Here is an 18974-nt window from a genome sequence, read left to right as displayed (position 1 = left end):
GAACAAAAACATGAAAATCCTCATTGTTGATGACTTTTCAACGATGCGCCGTATTGTAAAAAACCTACTAAGAGACCTAGGTTTTAATAACACACAAGAAGCTGATGATGGATTAACAGCATTGCCGATGCTCAAGAAAGGTGATTTTGACTTTGTTGTAACCGACTGGAATATGCCGGGAATGCAAGGTATTGATTTGCTGAAAAACATCCGTGCAGATGCTGAGCTTAAGCATTTGCCTGTATTGATGATTACGGCTGAAGCGAAACGTGAACAAATTATTGAAGCGGCTCAAGCTGGTGTAAACGGTTATATTGTTAAGCCATTTACCGCAGCAACGCTGAAAGAAAAACTCGACAAAATATTCGAACGCTTATAAGCCAGAATACGTAATGTCTGCACTTGGTTTTTGTCTATTTAGTGATCGCCAAATATAAAAAGAGCGACATTAGACTAAGTGACTTATTAATACGAACGTTGAGTTTATAAAGGCTAGGCCCGGATGATTTCATTAGAACAAGCGAAGCAACTCGTTCAGTTGCTTGAAAATGACGAGCAGCAAGAAGCGAACCTTCTTGTCAAAAATATCTATGAAGGCAGTGATAACTTAATGCTGCAACAAATAGGTTCACTGACTCGTGATCTTCATAGCTCATTAACTCAATTCAACCTTGATGAGAGAATGAGTGAAATTGCCAATGACGAAATTCCTGATGCAAGGGATCGCCTTCAATATGTCATTGATAAAACTGAAGTAGCTGCGAATAAAACAATGGACGCCGTTGATCGTTGCTTACCTATTGCAGATAATCTTCATGAATGTCTTGTTCAGGTAAGGCCGCAATGGAACGAATTGATGCATGGGCGAATAGAGTTAAGCGAGTTTAAAGCTCTATGCCACCGCATTGATTCTTTGCTCGTTCAAGTTGAAGGTGACAGTACTGAATTACGCGGGCAACTCACCGAGATCTTGATGGCACAAGACTTCCAAGATCTTACTGGGCAGATCATTCGCAGAGTGATTACGCTTGTTGCTGAAGTCGAAGGAAGACTTGTTGAAATATTGACGGTATTTGGTACGAGTCCAACAACAGAAGAACCTAATAAAGAGAAGAAATCATCAACAGAAGCTGAAGGGCCAATATTGAACCCTGAAGAGCGTGAAGATGCAGTCGCATCACAAGATGATGTTGATGATTTATTATCCAGTCTTGGATTTTAAGGGAAACGTATGAGCTACGAGTTAGACGAAGATATTCTTCAGGACTTTTTAGTAGAAGCCGGGGAAATAATTGAGCTCCTATCTGAGCAGTTAGTAGAGCTTGAAAATAACCCTGACGATAGAGATTTACTTAATGCAATCTTCCGCGGGTTCCACACTGTAAAAGGTGGAGCAGGCTTTTTGGCACTTTCAGAACTGGTTGACACATGTCATGGTGCTGAGAATGTGTTTGATATTTTGCGTAACGGCCAAAGAAGCGTAACTGCTGGATTAATGGATACGATGCTTCGAGCATTGGATACCATCAACATTCAATTTAGTGCTGTTCAGGATCGCGAAAAACCTGAACCTGCGGATCAAGCTCTACTCGATGAGTTACACCGTTTATGCCGACCTGAATCTGAAGATGCTGCTCCTGCTGAAGCTGAAGTTGTTGAACCAGTAAAAGAGCCTGAAGTTGTTAAAGCTCCTGCTGAAAGTTCTACGATTTCTAGCTCCCTGGATGAAATCTCTCAAGATGAATTTGAAAAGTTACTTGATGAATTACATGGGAAAGGTACAGCACCAAGTGCGGCTACACCTTCTGCACCAGTCACTTCTTCGCCAATAGCTTCAGCTCCAGTTGCCTCGGCCCCAAGTTCGACCGCTTCAGTGTTAGCATCTGATGGTGATATTACTGACGATGAATTTGAAAAGTTACTAGATGAATTACATGGTGCTGGACAAAGTCCTTCTGCCGCGTCGGAAAGTGCAGCTCCTGTTACACCTCCGCCAGCGCCAACACCAGCTCCGGTGGCAACATCAAGCTTCAGTAATGCAGATGACTTAATGTCAGATGAAGAGTTTGAAAACCTTCTTGACCAACTGCACGGTTCAGGTAATGGCCCGACAGCTGAAGAATTGGAAGCGGCAACGAAGCCTGCGATTGAGAATGTTGCACCACAAGCGCCTGCAGCGGCTCCAGCTCCTAAGCCAGCAGAACCAAAAGTAGCAGCGCCAGCAAAATCGGCTCCTACGGCAGTAGCGAAAGAACAAGCAGCAAAAACTCCTGCCAAGGGAGGACAAAAGAAACCACAGGCTGAAGCGACCGTTCGTGTTGATACGTCAACATTAGACACCATTATGAATATGGTCGGTGAGTTAGTATTAGTCCGTAACCGTTTGGTGAGTTTAGGCTTAAATAGTAACGATGAAGAGATGGCTAAAGCTGTCTCGAATCTAGATGTTGTTACTGCTGACTTGCAAGGCGCTGTGATGAAAACGCGCATGCAGCCAATTAAGAAAGTATTTGGCCGTTTCCCTCGCGTGGTCCGTGACTTAGCAAGAAGCTTGAAGAAAGATATCGTGCTAGAAATGCGCGGTGAAGAGACGGATTTAGATAAAAACCTTGTGGAAGCTCTTGCCGACCCGCTTATTCACTTAGTGAGAAACTCTGTCGATCACGGTGTTGAAATGCCGGAAGATCGTGTGAAAGCCGGTAAGCCTCGAACAGGTAAAGTAATTTTATCAGCATCACAAGAAGGTGATCATATTGAACTTGCTATCGTTGATGATGGCGGTGGTATGGACCCAGATGTATTACGTGGTATCGCCGTTAAGCGCGGTATTATGGACGAAGATGCAGCGTCTCGTTTATCTGATAAAGAGTGTTTCAATCTGATTTTTGCTCCTGGTTTCTCAAGCAAAGAGAAAATTTCAGATATCTCTGGTCGTGGTGTTGGTATGGACGTTGTAAAAACAGCCATCAATACATTAAACGGTTCGATTGACATTGATTCAGAGAAAAACAAAGGGACTAAGATAACCATCAAAGTTCCTCTGACCTTAGCCATTCTTCCTACGTTGATGGTTGGTGTTGCAGGTCATCCATTTGCGTTGCCATTGGCTTCTGTAAATGAGATTTTCCACTTAGATTTAAGCAGAACTAACGTTGTTGATGGTCAGCTAACCATTATCGTTCGTGAAAAATCAATTCCGCTTTTCTATCTGCAAAACTGGTTAGCGCCTAAAGATGGAATGGCAGAACTACGTAAAGGGCATGGGCACGTTGTTATTGTCCAAATCGGTAGTCAGCGAGTTGGTTTTGTTGTTGATGCATTAATTGGCCAAGAAGAGGTGGTGATTAAACCCCTTGATAACCTTCTACAAGGTACGCCAGGTATGGCAGGTGCGACAATCACAAGTGATGGCCACATTGCATTGATTCTTGATGTGCCAGATTTGTTAAAGCAGTACGCAGCAGCATCACGAATTTAAGATAAGGAAAGGTATGGCGATTAAAGTACTAGTCGTTGATGATTCGAGTTTTTTTCGTCGTCGTGTAAGCGAGATCATCAATTCAGATGCACGCCTAGAAGTTATAGATGTGGCTGTAAATGGTAAGGAAGCGGTAGAGAAGGCGAAGCGACTCAAGCCTGATGTGATCACGATGGATATCGAGATGCCGGTGATGGATGGTATTACTGCTGTCCGTCAAATCATGGCTGCTTGCCCGACACCGATTTTAATGTTCTCTTCGCTTACCCATGATGGGGCAAAAGCGACGTTAGATGCGTTAGATGCCGGTGCATTGGATTTCTTACCTAAAAAGTTTGAAGATATTGCTCGTAATCGAGACGATGCCGTTTCGCTGTTACAGCAGCGTGTGATTGAGATTGCCGCGAAACGCGTGTTTATGCGTCGTCAAACGGTGAGAGCAACACCAGCTCCGGCTCCAACATCAACTGCGGGACAAAGAACCACTCTTCAAGAGCGTTCTGCGCGTCCTGCTGCGTCTAGCGTAGCGAGCAAGTTTAGAGCGTCGGGTAAAAAATATCAGCTAACCGCAATCGGGACTTCTACAGGAGGGCCTGTTGCGCTACAGAAAATATTAACGAAACTACCAGCACATTACCCACATCCAATCGTTCTAATTCAGCATATGCCAGCGACATTTACCGCTGCCTTTGCGAGCCGTCTTAACTCACTTTGCAAGATACAAGTAAAGGAAGCTGAAGACGGAGATATCTTGAAACCTGGCGTTGCTTACCTCGCTCCAGGTGGAAAGCAAATGATGATTGATGGACGTCCAGGTACGGCGAAACTGCGCATTATTGATGGCGGTGAACGCATGAACTACAAACCTTGTGTGGATGTGACATTTGGCTCTGCGGCGAAAATATATGGCGATAAAGTATTATCCATGGTTCTCACTGGTATGGGTGCTGATGGTCGTGAAGGCGCGCGAATGTTGAAATCTGCGGGTGCAACGATTTGGGCTCAAAACGAAGAGAGCTGTGTAGTATATGGAATGCCACAGGCCGTCGCTAAAGCTGGTATATCAACAGAAGATCTACCTTTAGAACGAATTTCAGAACGTATGCTAGTGGAAGTTGGCCTAGCCTAGGAATTATATTAATGATTGTTTGGAGTGTAGCAAACCAAAAAGGTGGTGTTGGGAAAACAACCACAACAGTAACATTAGCCGGCCTGCTGAGTAAGCAAGGCCATCGAGTGTTACTTGTTGATACCGATCCTCACGCATCTTTAACTACCTATCTAGGGTTTGACTCTGATGCGGTGCCAGCAAGTTTGTTTGATCTGTTTCAACTTAAAGAGTTTACCAAACAATCTGTTGAGCCTTTAATTTTAAAAACAGAAGTTGAAGGCATCGATATTATTCCCGCACATATGTCACTGGCAACTTTAGATCGTGTCATGGGCAACAGAGGTGGTATGGGACTCATCTTAAAACGAGCATTAGCTTCGATTGAAAATGAGTATGACTACGTACTGATAGATTGCCCTCCGATTTTGGGTGTAATGATGGTTAATGCGCTTGCTGCCAGCGATAGGATATTGATTCCGGTTCAAACTGAATTTTTAGCGATGAAAGGGCTAGAGCGCATGGTTCGAACTCTCGCAATTATGCAGAAATCGCGTAATACACCATTTAAAGTTACCGTTGTGCCGACAATGTATGACAAACGGACTCGGGCATCTTTGCAAACACTGACACAGCTTAAGCAGGACTATCCTGATCAAGTTTGGAACTCGGCGGTACCCATTGATACTAAATTTAGAGATGCAAGTTTGAAGCGATTGCCAGCTTCGCATTTTGCTTCTGGTAGTCGTGGCGTTTTTGCTTATAAGCAGTTGTTGATTTTCCTTGAGAGGTTAACAATTGATGAGCAGTGATTATGTACTGTCGAGTGAACAAGCTCTAGATGATTACTTTAGTGCGTTGTTGGGGGAAGATACAGAGGCTGAAGTCTCTCCCTCTTTGCCGATAACGGAACTCGATATTGAACCTGAACTGAAGACCCAGCCGTTGAAGGATGAGGCTGAAAGTAGCCAGTCTCTTTCATACGCTGAGATTCAAACAGAAGATTTTGACGTACCAAACCTTGAAGATGTTCAGAAACTACTCAGTCAATTAGAGTCCACTGATATTGTTGGTGAGCTTGATATCGACAGTATTCTTGAACAAAACACAGTCGAGATCGCAACGCTTCAAGATGATATTCTGATTCAAAATAACGATATCAAGCTAGACGTTGAGCCAAGTGTTGAAGTCGTTGATGAGATTCAAAGCTGGGACATTCCAGAAGAGCCTAGTGTTGATATTTCAGTTCAAACTGAGACAACCTCTGAAGCAGTTGAAAATATTGCTGAAGAAGTTGAAAAATTAGATGAATGCTTAGAGACAAGCCCCGTTATTGAGGCTACTCAACCTGAAGTTGATACATCGGACAGTGCCAATGTTGCGACCGAAAGTGAGTTAGAAACCCAGGCTGGTGGACATCAATTAGATAACTGGCAAACCACAAGCAGAACAGAAGACTTTCAAGTACTATACTTTGACGTTAATGGTGTGACGTTTGCTGTGCCTCTTGATGAACTAGGTGGTATTCACCGGATAACGGAACTTAGCCATATCATTGGTAAACCAAGTTGGTATTTAGGTTTACAAATGAATAAAGAGCACCAGTTAGACGTCGTTGACAGTGCTAAATGGGTGATGGCTGAAAAATTAGCCAATGACGATTATAAAGATAACTATCAATATATCGTGATGTTGGGTGAAAGTTCGTGGGGGCTGGCAAGTACAGAACTCATGGGAACCGAATTGTTAAATACTGACAAAGTGCGGTGGCGTGAACAGGCAGGAAAACGCCCTTGGCTTGCCGGTATGGTAAAAGAAAAAATGTGTGCCTTGATCCATGTTGAGGCAATGGTAGCTATGCTTAATGCAGGGCTAGATGTAAAAGCATTAGATTGATAAAAATTTTAGTCGGGAACGACATTAAGAGGATTGACTATGTCTCAAGCTAACGAAGTTGAAGTAAGAAAAGAACAAGGTAACGACGAAGTTCTTCAGTGGGTGACGTTCCAATTAGAACAAGAAACATACGGTATTAATGTAATGCAAGTTCGTGAAGTACTGCGTTACACCGAAATCGCGCCAGTACCGGGCGCTCCAGATTACGTTTTAGGTATCATTAATCTTCGTGGTAACGTAGTTACTGTTATTGATACGCGCTCTCGTTTTGGACTGATGCAAGGTGAAACGACGGACAATACTCGAATTATTGTTATCGAATCTGAGCGTCAAGTGATTGGTATCTTAGTTGATAGCGTTGCTGAAGTGGTTTACCTACGTTCTTCAGAAATTGATACCACACCAAGTGTTGGTACGGATGAAAGTGCTAAGTTCATTCAAGGTGTAAGCAACCGTGACGGTAAACTTCTTATCTTGGTTGATCTAGATAAGCTGCTTACCGATGAAGAATGGGATGACATGGCTCACCTATAATGACTAATGTTTTGTCACAAAATATCCCCTTCCTGATTGGTGGGGGTGTTTTAATTGCTCTTCTGTTTGTGCTTGCCTTGTTTCGAACAAAACAAGCATCACAAAAGCTTTTTGACGCATCTCGCTTGCAAACACGGCACCTTGAGAAAGAGCTTCAAAAAGCCAATAAGCAGTTGCTAGAAGTGAGATCTGTAGTGGTTGGTCTTGGTCAACGAGTGACTGAGCAGCAGGATATTATCAAGCATCTAAATGAGCGAGTAGTGGAGCTTGAACACGTTGATACTGATGGCCGTTTGTATACGAGAGCCAGTAAAATGGTTCAGTTAGGTGCGAGTGTCAATGAGTTGATTGAAGAGTGCGAAATCCCTAAAGCGGAAGCTGAGCTTATGATGTCTCTACAAAATAAGCTTACAGGAAAAGAGAAATTGCCACCATTGAGAGGGACCCCTCGCTCTACTGGTGAACATCGAGCATCGCCTCAATCGCCTAAAAATGTTCGGCGGTAAACGGTGTACAAAACAGAAGAAGAAAAAAGAAGCCTCGGCTTCTTTTTTTGTTTTTAGGAATAAAATGCAAAATAGAGGGATGGAAATTTAGCCATATCCAATATTAATTGTGAAATTGTGATAGAACATTAACAGTTTCTTACGTAGTTTCGTGATTCGTAAAGGTCTACTCCTGTTTTGTATTCGGCTTGCTGTGTTAAGATAACTGTTATGTTTTTGTGCCGAAAAAATTTATGCTCGAAGTATCTAATTTAACTGCAATTCGCGATGAGAGAGTTTTGTTTGAATCTCTTTCCTTTAATATTCAACCGGGTGAACTTGTTCAAGTTGAAGGTAGAAATGGCACGGGTAAAACAACACTTTTACGCATTATTTCTGGCTTAGGCGAGAGAGACGAAGGTACGATTTCGTGGAAAGGTGAGCAAATTGAATCTAGCCGCGATACCTACCATCAAGACTTGCTCTTTTTAGGCCATCAAACAGGAGTGAAGCGCGAGCTCACCGCATTTGAGAACCTGAATTTTTACCAATCTATTCATGGTAATAACACCTCTAGAGAAGACATTTTCCAAGCGCTCACTCAAGTTGGGCTTGCTGGTAGAGAGGATGTACCCGTCGGACAGCTTTCCGCTGGTCAACAGCGACGAGTCGCGCTGGCTCGTCTATGGTTTAGTGAACAGATTTTATGGATCCTTGATGAGCCTTTAACGGCAATTGATAAGCAAGGGGTGAAAGTGTTAGAAGCGCTTTTTCTAAAGCATGCGCAAAGTGGGGGCATAGTATTGCTCACGACCCACCAAGACATGTTTGCTGATAATCCGATACTTCGAAAAATTAAGTTGGGTGGTTAACATGATCTCAGCGATGAGCACGATTGTACGCCGCGAATTGCTAATTGCATTTCGCAGGCAAGCTGACATTTTTAACCCTCTGTGGTTTTTTATTATTGTTATTACTTTATTCCCGCTGAGTATTGGGCCGGAGCCTAATTTATTAGCGCGAATTGCGGCAGGTATTGTCTGGGTAGCGGCGCTGCTATCTGCTTTATTATCATTAGAACGACTATTCCGTGATGATTTTCAAGACGGCTCTTTAGAGCAGATGATGCTAATGCCCATCCCATTACAATTAGTTGTGATGTCAAAAGTCATCGCGCATTGGTTGTTAACGGGGTTGCCTCTTATCTTAATCAGTCCGTTACTGGCGGTGTTGTTATCGCTTGATTTCGATACTTGGTTAGCGGTCGTTCTAACCCTCTTTGTCGGAACACCTACGTTAAGTTTTATCGGTGCAATTGGTGTCGCTTTGACTGTCGGGCTGCAAAAAGGTGGCGTGCTGCTGAGCCTATTGATTTTACCTCTGTATATTCCAATCCTAATTTTTGCTACCTCAGCAATTGATGCGGCATCTTTAGGGGTGGCTTATAATGGACAACTTGCCGTTTTAGGTGCCATGTTTATGGGAGCAATGACGCTGACACCATTTGCGATTAGTGCTGCATTAAGAGTCAGTGTGAACTAATTGATTTTCGACAGCTCTAATTGAGTTAATTATAAATATAATAATCAACAACGCGTAATAGCATTGTTAGCAATTTGAAGTAAAAGTGAGAGTGAACATGTGGAAATGGCTCCATCCTTATGCCAAACCGGAAACCGCTTATCGGCTAAGCGGCACACTTCTTCCGTGGTTTTCTGTATTAGCTATATTGTGTTTGTTTAGCGGTACTATTTGGGGGTTAGCATTCGCTCCTTCAGATTATCAACAAGGCGATAGCTTTAGAATTATCTATATTCATGTGCCATCGGCTATTTGGTCTATGGGCGCTTATATGTCTATGGCAATCGCAGCATTTATTGGTCTGGTTTGGCAAGTAAGGTTGTCGAATATGGCAGCTGCGGCAATGGCTCCAATTGGTGCTGTTTTTACCTTCATCGCTTTGTTGACTGGAGCGGTATGGGGTAAGCCTATGTGGGGAGCTTGGTGGGTTTGGGATGCTCGTTTAACATCTGAACTTATTCTTCTATTCTTATATTTAGGTGTAATTGCGCTTTATCACGCATTTGATGATCAGAAAACGGCAGCTAAAGCGGCGGGTATTTTGGCTATTGTTGGTGTGATTAACCTACCTATTATTCACTTCTCAGTTGAGTGGTGGAATACCCTTCATCAAGGTGCCTCAATTACTAAATTCGATAAACCATCTATCTCTTCAGATATGCTATGGCCACTATTATTGAATATATTTGGTTTTGCATTTTTCTTTGGAGCGGTGACAATGCTGCGCTTCAGAAATGAAATTATCAGTAAAGAAAGCCATCGCCCTTGGGTGCAACAATTAGCATTAGATAACGCTAAGAGAGGTAACTAATATGCATTTTGAATCATTCAGCGCGATGTTGAACATGGGCGGCTATGCGGCCTATGTATGGAGTGCTTTTGGGATTACCTTCTTATCGATGTTTATTCTGCTTATCTCAAGCATTAAGCGTGGTAAAACCTTACTTCGCGATGTACAAGCTAAAATCGATCGTCAAGCTCGAATTGATGCTGCAAAAAATATGGAGAACACACTATGACCCCAAGACGCAAAAAGAGACTTGGTATTATTCTCGCTCTTTTCATTGGTATTAGTGCCACAGTAGGTTTAATGCTATATGCACTGAATCAAAACATGGATCTGTTCTACACGCCAACGGAATTGGTCAATGGCAAAGATGACGGGACCAAACCAGAAGTCGGCCAAAGACTCCGTATCGGTGGTATGGTCGTGGTTGGGTCTGTAAAGCGTGATGTTGAATCTTTACGAGTAAGCTTCGATCTTGCTGATGTTGGTCCAAAAGTGACGATTGTTTACGATGGTATTCTTCCAGACCTTTTCCGTGAAGGCCAAGGTATTGTTGCTCAAGGGGTTCTACTTGACGCAACAACAATTGAAGCATTTGAAGTGCTTGCTAAGCATGATGAAGAATACATGCCGCCTGAAGTGGCTGAAGCAATGAAGAAAACCCATGAGCCATTAACGTACACAGACGAACAAACTCAAGGAAGTAATCAATGATTGCTGAAATTGGTCACTTTGCTTTAATCCTATCGTTAGGGTTGGCAGTGTTACTCAGTCTGCTTCCACTGGTGGGAGCATCGAGAAATAACACCACATTGATGAATACGGCGAGACCTTTGTCTTGGGGTATGTTCATCATGCTTTGCCTATCATTTTTTATTCTATGTTGGGCCTTTTACAAAAACGATTTTACGCTGCAATATGTGGCGAGTAACTCGAATAGCTTACTTCCTTGGTACTACCGCATTACCGCGGTTTGGGGTGCGCATGAAGGCTCTTTGCTTTTATGGGTTCTCATTCAAGCAGGATGGACGGTTGCAGTGGCGACATTTAGCCGAGGCATGCCGCAAGAATCAGTTGCGCGGGTACTCGCGGTTATGGGGATGATTTCCGTTGGTTTCTTACTGTTTATCATCGTCACTTCGAACCCATTCCTGAGAACACTGCCATTCTTCCCAATTGATGGTCGAGATCTAAACCCTCTATTACAAGACCCTGGTTTGATCATCCACCCACCAATGCTATATATGGGTTATGTTGGTTTCTCAGTGGCGTTCTCATTTGCTATCGCTTCTTTGATGACTGGTCGTTTAGATACGGCTTGGGCCCGTTGGTCTCGTCCTTGGACTATCGCTGCGTGGTCATTCCTAACAGTTGGTATCGCACTAGGTTCATGGTGGGCTTATTACGAACTTGGCTGGGGCGGCTGGTGGTTCTGGGATCCAGTAGAAAATGCTTCATTTATGCCGTGGTTAGCGGGTACAGCATTGATGCACTCTCTTGCTGTAACAGAAAAGCGTGGCACATTTAAAGCTTGGACAGTGCTACTCGCTATTTCAGCGTTCTCTTTAAGCTTATTAGGTACCTTCCTTGTTCGTTCGGGGATTTTAGTCTCTGTTCATGCGTTTGCCTCAGATCCGGCTCGTGGCATGTTCATTCTCGGCTTCTTAGTCTTTGTGATTGGCGGTTCATTACTGCTGTTTGCAGTGAAAGGTGCATCGGTACGAGTTCGCGGCAACTTCAGTCTTATTTCACGCGAAAACGCATTGCTTTCAAATAACATTTTATTGATTGCAGCTTTGGTTGTGGTGCTGGTTGGGACACTGCTTCCGCTAGTGCACAAACAGATTGGCTTAGGCTCAGTTTCAATCGGTGCTCCATTCTTTAACATGTTGTTTAGCTGGTTAATGATCCCTTTCTCGTTCCTATTAGGTATTGGTCCTTTGGTTCGTTGGAAGCGTGACAATATGTCAGCACTGATCAAACCAATGTTGATCTCTGGTGTTGGGTCATTCACTTTAGCCGCAGCTATGGTTTGGCTATTGGCAGACCGATTCACTGGAATGGCCTACATGGGCTGGGTTATGGCGTTATGGATTGTGTTCATGCACAGCTTTGAGCTGTATGAACGTGCAACTCACCGTCACGATTTTTTCACAGGGTTAAGAAAACTTCAGCGCAGTCACTGGGCGATGATGTTCGCACATATTGGTTTGGCTGTTACTGTGATTGGTATCGCAATGGTGCAGAACTACAGCATTGAACGTGATGTTCGTCTTGCGCCAGGTGAGCACTTCCAAATAGAAGATTACAATTTCTACTTCTCTGGCGTACGAGATGAAGATGGACCAAACTATGATGGTTACATCGCTGATTTTGAAATCACGCAACAAGGTAAGTACGTTAATACGCTACACGCTGAAAAACGTTTCTACACAACGACTCGTTCAATGATGACAGAAGCTGCTATCGACAGCGGTTTCACTCGTGATTTATACATTGCAATGGGTGAGAGACTGGATGATAACCGCTCATGGGCTGTTCGAATTTACTATAAACCCTTTATTCGTTGGATCTGGGCTGGTTCAATATTGATGGCACTAGGTGGCTTAATCGCAATTAGTGATAGACGCTACCGCTTCCGTAAATCGTCATCATCAAAAACAACCAGCAGTGAACAAGAGAAGGTCGCGTAGATGAACAAGAAAATATTATTTGTCCCACTGGTTATGTTTATGGTTCTAGCGGCGGTTTTTGCATCGCAGCTTGTTCGAAACTCTTCAGGTGATGACCCGACCAAATTGGAATCGGTATTGATTGGTAAACAAGTTCCAGAGTTTCGTTTAGAAGACTTAGCTCAACCAGGAAAGTTGCATGATCAAGCTATTTTCAAGGGCGAACCATTGCTGTTGAATGTTTGGGCTACCTGGTGTCCGACATGTTATGCCGAGCATCAATACCTTAATGAATTGTCGTCAGATGGTGTGAAAATCATTGGTCTTAACTATAAAGATCAGCGTGATAAAGCGGTGCAGTGGTTAACTGAATTAGGCAACCCATACCTGATTAGCCTGTTTGATGGTGATGGTATGTTAGGGCTAGATCTTGGCGTGTATGGCGCACCTGAAACTTTTTTAATTGATGCAAATGGCGTAGTTCGCTATCGCCATGTTGGTGATGTTAATCCAGCTAACTGGAAAGAGACATTGCAACCAATGTACCAAGCTCTTCTGGAGGAGGCGAAATGATGAAACGTATCTTCGTTGCTTTTATGACGAGCATGCTTCTGTCAATTTCAGCTTATGCCACAATTGAAGTTCATGAGTTTGATAACTTTGAACAAGAGCAGCAATTCAAAGAGCTAAGTAACACGTTGCGTTGCCCTAAGTGTCAAAATAATACGATTGGTGACTCTAACGCAGAATTAGCACAAGATCTTCGCCAAAAAGTATATGAAATGACGAAAGCAGGAAAGTCGGAGCAGGAGATCATTGACTATATGATCGCTCGCTATGGCAATTTCGTTACTTATAACCCGCCGTTGACTCTAGCAACATCGGTGTTATGGGGTGGACCACTGTTTGTCATCGTTCTAGGTTTTGCTCTGATTGTGGTACGCAGCCGCAAATCTAAAGTGGTAAAAACGGCAGAATCTAAAGAGTGGGATGAAGAGAAAGAAGCACGTTTGAAATCGTTGCTTAATGAAGAAAAAGACGGAGATAAACAGTAATGACGTTATTTTGGATATCGAGTCTAGTTCTTACTCTTATTAGTTGCCTCTTTATTGCGATGCCTTTCATTAAAAAAAGGGCAAATAATGATGAAGCACTACGCGATGAATTAAACAAAGCTCTCTACAAAGATCGTTTATCTGAACTTGAAGAAGAAGCCGATGAAGGGCTTGTGGATGATCAACAAGATCTGATTTCAGACCTGAAGCAGTCGCTTTTGGATGACATCCCTACGGAGCAAAAAAACAGTCGTGGTAGCGAAATACCGGCGGCCGTTATTTTACTACCATCGTTTTTATTGGTGATTGCACTCTCTTATGCCATGTATATGAAGTTTGGTGCGATAGATAAAGTGCAGCAATGGCAAGACGTTTCAGCCAATTTACCGGCATTAACGAAGAAATTGATGTCTCCAGAAGGCGATGCATTAACTGATGATGAGATGCAAGACCTGACGTTAGCACTTCGTACTCGCTTACATTATCAACCTGAAGATTCCACAGGGTGGTTGCTACTTGGGCGAATTGGGTTAGCGAACCGTGATGTTGAAACTGCCATTAACTCTATGCGCAAGGCGTATCGATTCGAACCAGAGAATGAAGATGTTAAATTGGGTTATGCTCAAGCTCTGATGTTGTCTCAAGATGAAGCTGATCAAGACAAAGCGCGTCGATTGCTCGGTAGCCTCGTTCAGGAAGACTATGTCGATTTGCGAGTCTTTTCTCTACTTGGTTTTGATGCTTTTGAGCGTCAGGATTATCCGGCTGCGGTTAAATACTGGAGTATTATGCAGCAAATGATTGGCCCTGATGATAGCCGTTATACTATGTTGGCTCGTAGTATTGAGAATGCTAAGAAGAAAATGGGCGTTGAAGCGACTCCAAGTGGTAAAAATGTCGCGGTTACTATCTCATTAGGTGCTCAAGTTAATCCATCAAGTAACGCTGTTTTGGTGGTTTCAGTGCATAGTGCTGATGGCGCGCCAATGCCAATTGCTGCTGCTCGATATCCTTTAGGTTCATTCCCAAGAACGATCGTATTGGATGACGGCAATAGTATGATGCAAGGTCGTAAACTATCGGATCTAGAGAGCTTAATTGTTCGAGCTAGACTGGATAGTGACGGAAATGTTTCAACGCGAGATGGTGATTGGTATGGTGAAAGCTCAGTCGTTTCTCTTGGTGAACCTGCGTCGTTGAAGATTGAGCAGCAATACTGATGTAGTTAAACGGTTGATTACATATTAAATATACTTATTTCTATGGTATTGAATATCAGTATAATAAGTATATTGCTACTTAGGCCAGCATCGCTGGCCTTATTTATGGAAGATAGAATGCTAACACGCGGATTACAATTACATTTAAGTCTGTTTTTAGCTTTGATGACGGTGGGTTGTTCTAGTGCACCGGAAAAGCAAGTCATTGATGAAAGTAATGCTGTGAATGGAACTGACTCAACAGCTAATATCGATGAAACACACCCTAGCGATCCCTTTGAAAGCTTTAACCGAGCAATGTGGGATATCAACTACGACTATCTTGACCCCTATTTAGTGCGTCCTGTATCTGTCGCCTATGTTGAATATGTTCCTCACCCGATACGCCTAGGTATTATTAACGTGCTTGCCAATTTAGATGAACCTTCTAGCATGGTAAATAACCTCGTAATGGGTAATGGAGAGCAAGCGGTCAATCACTTTAACCGTTTTTGGATTAACACTACGTTTGGTTTAGTGGGCTTAATTGATATTGCATCAGAAGCAGGAATACCTAAAAACGATGATAAAGCGTTCAGTGATGCGCTTGGTCATTATGGTGTCGGCAACGGCCCGTATTTGATGCTCCCTGGTTACGGACCTTATACCGTTCGAGAAGTCACCGATACCGTTGATGGAATGTATGTGCCGCTTAGTTATTTGAATGTTTGGGCTGGGCTAGGTAAGTGGGCGTTAGAGGGGATGGAAAAACGAGTGCAGTTGATTCCTCAAGAGGGACAGCTAAAAACGTCGCCAGATCCATATGCATTGTCTCGTGAGGTATTCTTGCAGCGCCAAGATTTTAAGGCTGAAATTAACACCACAACTGAAATTGATGAAGATGAAGAAGCTTATCTTGATGAATATCTAGATGAAGAATTTTAACGGTTCTTGTCACTGTCGATAAAAGAAAGGCTTGGTATGAAACCAAGCCTTTTTTGTACGAAGAAGCTTTTTGCTAAGAAACTCTTTATTCAGAAGCTCTTTATTAAGAAACCTTTTATTCAGAAATTCTTTATTCAAAAACTTTTGATTCAGAAACGGAATTAGAAAACGTAGTTAGCTTGAACACCGACTAACCAAACATTACCTGTTACTTCGCCTTCAAAGTTGCCACCAAACATAGATGATTTAGCATCATCTTCGTGCATTTTCGCATCTTTTGCGAAAATATAGGTGTAACCAGCATCTAAAGACAGTTGGCTAGACCATTGGTAGCTTGCACCAACGCTCAACCAAGTACGGTCGGTTTCTGGAATAGTCGCGGTACGGTCGGCTTCGTCTACTGCTGAAGTATCGTAAGCTACGCCTGTACGTAACGCTAATTTTGGTGTTGCTTGATAAGTTGAACCAATGGCAAAGCGATAGTTGTCTTTCCAGTTCTCTTTTTTGATATCTTGTGTTGGCTGAGGTAGCTCAGGAATGTGTGCTACCAATTCTTTAAAGCTGCTCCAATCAGTCCAGTTGATACTAGCATGGACAGCTGTTTTGTCTGTTAATTGATGAAAACTTGCAAGTTCAGCGGTTGCAGGAAGTGCTAGCTCCATTGAGCCCGCATATTTTGCTTTAACATTTGGAGCTGCAATAAGGTCAAACCCTGCACCATTAGCATGGCCTTCAAGTGTTAGTGCTACTTCAGATTTGTAAGCAAAACCAACACGGTGGTTATTATTGATCTGCCAAACTGTACCTACTTGCCATGCCCATGCTTTATCATCGCCTTCCATGTACTTTAGAGTGGTGCCTGATAGTGCACCTGTTTGCGGTGGAGCTACCGCACCAAAGCTACCTTCTGCGATTACATAGCGAACACCGCCACCGACACTTACTTGTTCATTTAATTGGTAAGCAACGTTGAGGTTTAGTTCTTTACTGATCACGCTTGCTTCGTTGCCGTGGTTAGCGCCAGCAAAGTCAGTACCAAGATCCGTTTCCATACCGTAGTTAGTGCTTAGTGCAACACCAACGGCAAATTGGTCATTATATTTGTGGGAAATATAAAGGTTCGGGATGATCGCATCGTGAGCAAAGTCGTGTGATTCAGCTTTAATGCTGCCAGCACTTGTGCCGTCAACGTTAATATTTGGGTTTACATAAATTGCACCAGTTGAGATCTGTGTCCCTTCTAAATAAGTCAACATTGCAGGGTTGCGCCACTGTGCACTTGCGTTGTCAGCCATTGCCGCTTCACCAGCATAAGCACGGCCAAGACCGGTTGCTGAATATTCAGCAAGCTGAAAACCTGCCGCGTTAGTGGCGCTTGATACAGATGCGAGGCTAAAAGCGACCGCTAAAGATAGAAGAGTTTTATTTGATTTCATTATAATGTTCGCTGAACTGATAAAATTTAGTAGCGTGATTCTAATGTTAGAGTGATTACTTTAAAAATGTAATTCGATGAAAAGCATGTTTTGAGGATAAATGGCTAGATTTAATTTTTATATAGATGTTTATGCTAATTGTTGCGAGATGGTTTTGATTTTTGAGCGAACACATGTGGTATGGAATAGGCAGTTTCGCTAACAACTGTACACTGAAAATATGATATTGAAGTATAGCAGCCACAAAAAAAGGCTGGAAAACCAGCCTTTTACATAGAGTGCTAAATAGCTTGTGCTTAGAAAGTACGGCTGTACTGTAAGCCGACTAAGATTGCATCTGCGTGAGTTGTGGCACTGATCGATGAGATGTTATCCCCACCAATGATGCCTGCTGCTGGGTTTTCTGTGGATTCATTAACTTTCACATCTTTGCCTAGTAGGTAAGTGAAACCGAAATCGATATTGGACTTTTCAGTGATGTGGTAAGTGAAACCTGTAGAGAACCATTGGCGATCTGAATCAGGTACTGAAATTGAAGTTACCTGATCTTGAGCACTTGTGTCGTACATGTAACCAGCACGCAGAGTCCACTTATTATTGAGGTAGTATGTACCGCCAATTGAGTAGTGCCATCCATCTTGCCATTGATATTCATTAAGAGTACCAATGCCATCAGCTTCTAATACATCAAACTCACCCCAAGTGATTAGCTGTACGCTGTAATGTACTGCAAATTTAGTATTTTCGATTTTGTGGAAACCAGAAAACTCTGCAATATCAGGCAATGGAATGTATAGCGTATCGCTTGTCTGACCTAGGTAATTGATATCCCCTTCAGCTTCTAATCTTGGAGCGTAATGATAAGCTAAGCCAAAACGGTTATTTTCATCTAATTCGTAAACAGAACCTAAGTTGAAACCAACCGCCCAACCGTCCGCTTCTGCATCTAAAGCTGTAGAACCTGGTTGTGGAAATGGAGCAAAACCAGGAGTTGCAACTGCTGAACTCATAGTTCGCTCAAGAGTACCTTTACCATAAATGAAATCTAATCCAGCACCAAAACTCCACTGTTCATTCACTCGGTATGAACCTGCAACACCAACGTTGACACTTTTTACATCTGTTAAACCTGCATACTCCCCACCGACATAGCTGTCGCTAAATTCAGTTTTGGTACCAAAGTTAGAGTAAGCATTCACACCAACTGCAAACTTGTCGTTAATTGGGACAATTAAGTGAATATTTGGTGCTATAGATGTATCACCAGCGTCATCATAATTTGCATTATGAGTCGCGCCATCGAAACCAGTGTACTGTGCATCTTTTACTTCAATCATTGAAGTAATGCTTTCGAAACCGATGGAGAAAGCGGTTTTATCGAATAGTGCCATTGCTGCTGGGTTACGCGCCATGACAGAAGCGTTATCAGCAATTACCGCATCACCAGCAAATGCACGGCCAATGCCGGTTGCTGATTGTGCGTTAATTTGGAAACCTGCCGCCATTGCTTGGCTAGAGGCTAAAGTAATTGTCACTGCTAAAAGAGACTTTTTAAACAGACGCGTTTTATTAGTCATTAGTGTTTTCCTTGAGATGTCCCGCCTCTAATAGGGCGATTTAATTTGAGTTAATACTCAGTTGGGAACGGATAATAGCGGTTAGTATAAGGTATAGAAATCCGACCATTGAATTAAATGTCGACAAAATTACAGAAATGATGGCTATCTGGCACGATATTGGTTGTAAATGCATGGTTTTAGAGTTTTAACTCTAAGTTGAATTGCCGATGCAGGAGGAA

20 protein-coding genes are annotated in these 18974 nt (G+C 42.8%); 18 read left to right on the top strand and 2 right to left on the bottom strand.

Annotation, left to right across the window (positions count from 1 at the left end; all coding sequences use genetic code 11):
- Positions 1-10: 10 nt before the first annotated feature.
- From cheY to FCV43_RS06330, 18 genes are all read left to right on the top strand, one after another.
- Positions 11-379, top strand: a complete 369-nt coding sequence (gene cheY, locus FCV43_RS06415; protein WP_017052487.1) for a chemotaxis response regulator CheY — start codon at positions 11-13, stop codon at positions 377-379.
- Positions 380-502: 123 nt separating this feature from the next.
- Entirely contained in the window at positions 503-1222 is a 720-nt protein-coding gene (locus FCV43_RS06410; RefSeq protein WP_017052486.1) for a protein phosphatase CheZ, read from the top strand.
- A gap of 9 nt (positions 1223-1231) precedes the next feature.
- Positions 1232-3478, top strand: coding sequence for a chemotaxis protein CheA (locus FCV43_RS06405; protein WP_136994381.1), 2247 nt, complete (start codon positions 1232-1234; stop codon positions 3476-3478).
- Positions 3479-3491: 13 nt separating this feature from the next.
- Positions 3492-4607, top strand: coding sequence for a protein-glutamate methylesterase/protein-glutamine glutaminase (locus tag FCV43_RS06400; protein WP_136994379.1), 1116 nt, complete (start codon positions 3492-3494; stop codon positions 4605-4607).
- 11 nt (positions 4608-4618) lie between these two features.
- Positions 4619-5398 carry a ParA family protein gene (locus FCV43_RS06395; RefSeq protein WP_136994376.1) on the top strand — a complete coding sequence of 260 codons (780 nt, stop codon included), beginning with the start codon at positions 4619-4621 and terminating at the stop codon, positions 5396-5398.
- A complete protein-coding gene (locus FCV43_RS06390) occupies positions 5388-6482 on the top strand; it encodes a chemotaxis protein CheW (protein ID WP_136994374.1) in 1095 nt (364 codons plus the stop codon). The genes FCV43_RS06395 and FCV43_RS06390 overlap by 11 nt, the downstream gene beginning before the upstream one ends.
- 39 nt (positions 6483-6521) lie before the next feature.
- Positions 6522-7016: a chemotaxis protein CheW gene (locus FCV43_RS06385; protein WP_017052481.1), complete on the top strand. Its 495-nt coding sequence runs from the start codon at positions 6522-6524 to the stop codon at positions 7014-7016.
- On the top strand, positions 7016-7522 hold the full coding sequence (locus FCV43_RS06380; protein ID WP_136994372.1) for a DUF2802 domain-containing protein: 507 nt from the start codon (positions 7016-7018) through the stop codon (positions 7520-7522). The genes FCV43_RS06385 and FCV43_RS06380 overlap by 1 nt, the downstream gene beginning before the upstream one ends.
- Before the next feature lie 233 nt (positions 7523-7755).
- A complete protein-coding gene (ccmA, locus tag FCV43_RS06375) occupies positions 7756-8373 on the top strand; it encodes a cytochrome c biogenesis heme-transporting ATPase CcmA (RefSeq protein ID WP_136994370.1) in 618 nt (205 codons plus the stop codon).
- Between the two features lies 1 nt (position 8374).
- The gene (gene ccmB / locus FCV43_RS06370; RefSeq protein ID WP_017052478.1) at positions 8375-9043 is read left to right on the top strand and encodes a heme exporter protein CcmB; all 669 of its coding nucleotides are present in this window, start codon (positions 8375-8377) and stop codon (positions 9041-9043) included.
- 97 nt (positions 9044-9140) lie between these two features.
- Positions 9141-9893: a heme ABC transporter permease gene (locus tag FCV43_RS06365; RefSeq protein WP_136994368.1), complete on the top strand. Its 753-nt coding sequence runs from the start codon at positions 9141-9143 to the stop codon at positions 9891-9893.
- A gap of 1 nt (position 9894) precedes the next feature.
- A complete protein-coding gene (gene ccmD, locus FCV43_RS06360) occupies positions 9895-10101 on the top strand; it encodes a heme exporter protein CcmD (protein WP_017052476.1) in 207 nt (68 codons plus the stop codon).
- Positions 10098-10583, top strand: a complete 486-nt coding sequence (gene ccmE, locus FCV43_RS06355; RefSeq protein ID WP_136994366.1) for a cytochrome c maturation protein CcmE — start codon at positions 10098-10100, stop codon at positions 10581-10583. The genes ccmD and ccmE overlap by 4 nt, the downstream gene beginning before the upstream one ends.
- On the top strand, positions 10580-12562 hold the full coding sequence (locus FCV43_RS06350; protein ID WP_017052474.1) for a heme lyase CcmF/NrfE family subunit: 1983 nt from the start codon (positions 10580-10582) through the stop codon (positions 12560-12562). The genes ccmE and FCV43_RS06350 overlap by 4 nt, the downstream gene beginning before the upstream one ends.
- Positions 12563-13114 (top strand): DsbE family thiol:disulfide interchange protein, encoded by a 552-nt coding sequence (locus tag FCV43_RS06345; RefSeq protein WP_113796801.1) that lies wholly within the window; start codon positions 12563-12565, stop codon positions 13112-13114. It begins immediately after the preceding gene.
- Positions 13111-13596 carry a cytochrome c-type biogenesis protein gene (locus FCV43_RS06340; RefSeq protein WP_017052472.1) on the top strand — a complete coding sequence of 162 codons (486 nt, stop codon included), beginning with the start codon at positions 13111-13113 and terminating at the stop codon, positions 13594-13596. Before FCV43_RS06345 ends, FCV43_RS06340 begins: the two co-directional genes overlap by 4 nt.
- Entirely contained in the window at positions 13596-14816 is a 1221-nt protein-coding gene (gene ccmI, locus FCV43_RS06335) for a c-type cytochrome biogenesis protein CcmI (RefSeq protein WP_113796803.1), read from the top strand. The genes FCV43_RS06340 and ccmI overlap by 1 nt, the downstream gene beginning before the upstream one ends.
- Before the next feature lie 117 nt (positions 14817-14933).
- Positions 14934-15740 (top strand): MlaA family lipoprotein, encoded by an 807-nt coding sequence (locus FCV43_RS06330; protein ID WP_017052470.1) that lies wholly within the window; start codon positions 14934-14936, stop codon positions 15738-15740.
- Positions 15741-15901: 161 nt separating this feature from the next.
- On the opposite strand, the gene FCV43_RS06325 is transcribed toward FCV43_RS06330, so the two are convergent.
- The gene (locus tag FCV43_RS06325) at positions 15902-17176 is read right to left on the bottom strand and encodes an outer membrane protein transport protein (RefSeq protein WP_136994362.1); all 1275 of its coding nucleotides are present in this window, start codon (positions 17174-17176) and stop codon (positions 15902-15904) included.
- 296 nt (positions 17177-17472) lie between these two features.
- Complete coding sequence (locus tag FCV43_RS06320; RefSeq protein ID WP_136994360.1) at positions 17473-18753, bottom strand: outer membrane protein transport protein; 1281 nt, start codon at positions 18751-18753, stop codon at positions 17473-17475.
- Between the last annotated feature and the right edge of the window lie 221 nt (positions 18754-18974).

Source organism: Vibrio genomosp. F6, assembly GCF_005146325.1.
Taxonomy (GTDB): Bacteria; Pseudomonadota; Gammaproteobacteria; order Enterobacterales; family Vibrionaceae; genus Vibrio; species Vibrio cortegadensis.
The sequence above is the reverse complement of the archived record's forward strand: the minus strand, read 5'-3'. Positions and strand labels throughout refer to the sequence as shown.